Genomic DNA, 1297 nt, shown 5'->3' with positions numbered 1-1297 from the left:
GGGCCTTGACCCCGGATCTTGGACACACGAGACAATGGATCCTGAGGATCTGAGAACGGACATCTCGTGGTCATGAAGAACTATCCGCCGCAGTTCAAGGCGGACGCTGTCGCGCTCTACGAGTCGCGGCCCGAAGCGACGATCAGGTCGGTCGCCGCTGATCTGGGAGTGAACCCGGAGACGTTGCGGAACTGGGTCAGGGCGGCCGGTTCGAGTCGCCCGAGGGGCCGTCGGGCCGAGGCATCCCTCGAACCGCCCACTGCGCTGGAGACGGAGAACGCGGCCCTGCGCAAGAAGATCCGCGAGTTGGAGGAAGAGCACGAGATCCTGCGGAAGGCGGCGAAGTATTTCGCCGGGGAGACGCGCTGGTGAACCGCTTCCAGTTCGTCGCCGACCACCAGCGCCGTTACGGCGTGAAGCGGCTGTGCACCATCCTGGGCATTGCCCGCTCCAGCTTCTACTACTGGCGCCGCGCCGCCGCCGACAGGGCCGCCCGCCGGGCGGCCGACGCCCATCTTGCCGCACGGATACGGGCTGTCCACCGCGATTCGGACGGCACCTACGGCGTTCCCAGGATCACCGCCGAGCTCCGCGAGGACGGCGAGCGCGTCAACCACAAGCGGGTCGCACGCGTGATGCGGAGCATCGATCTGGCGGGCGTGAGGCTGCGACGAAGACACCGCACCACGGTCACGGACCCGGCCGCGGCGAAGGCCCCGGACCTGATCGGCCGCGACTTCACCGCAGGTGAAACGAACACGAAGTACGTCGGTGACATCACCTACCTCCCCCTGGAGAGCGGGAGGTTCCTCTATCTGGCCACCGTCATCGACCTCGCCTCACGGCGTCTCACCGGCTGGGCGATCGCGGATCACATGCGCACCGATCTCGTCATTGACGCCCTGGCCGCCGCCGAACACACCCGCGGCAGCCTCGCGGGAGCTGTCCTGCACACCGATCATGGAGCCCAGTACACCAGCCGGGCCTTCGCCGAGGCCTGCAACCAGGCCGGCGTTCGCCAGTCCATGAGCGCGATCGGTTCCAGCGCGGACAACGCACTCGCCGAGTCCTTCAACGCGACGTTCAAACGCGAGACCCTCCAGGGCCGCAAGCACTGGGCCGGCGAGCGCGAGACCCGCCTCGACGCGTTCCGATGGCTGCACCGATACAACGTCCGACGCCGTCACTCCAGCCTCGGACACCGCAGCCCCATCGCTTACGAGAACTCCCTCCGAACGACATCAACTACGCTGACGCAAGCCGCATAACCCGTGTCCAGAAACCGGGGTCAAGACCC

At 67.1% G+C, this 1297-nt stretch carries 1 protein-coding gene; it reads left to right on the top strand.

Translation table 11 applies throughout. The features are described 5' to 3' along the window. The first annotated feature begins 66 nt into the window (after nucleotides 1-66). Nucleotides 67-1268 (top strand): IS3 family transposase gene (locus IE94_RS0134190; RefSeq protein WP_425338000.1). Its coding sequence is split into 2 segments (ribosomal slippage): nucleotides 67-352 and nucleotides 352-1268, totalling 1203 coding nucleotides; the frame shifts between segments, so codons are not numbered across the junction. Nucleotides 1269-1297: the final 29 nt, after the last annotated feature.

The organism is Streptomyces violaceorubidus (assembly GCF_000717995.1).
Lineage (GTDB): Bacteria > Actinomycetota > Actinomycetes > Streptomycetales > Streptomycetaceae > Streptomyces > Streptomyces violaceorubidus.
The sequence above is the reverse complement of the archived record's forward strand: the minus strand, read 5'-3'. Positions and strand labels throughout refer to the sequence as shown.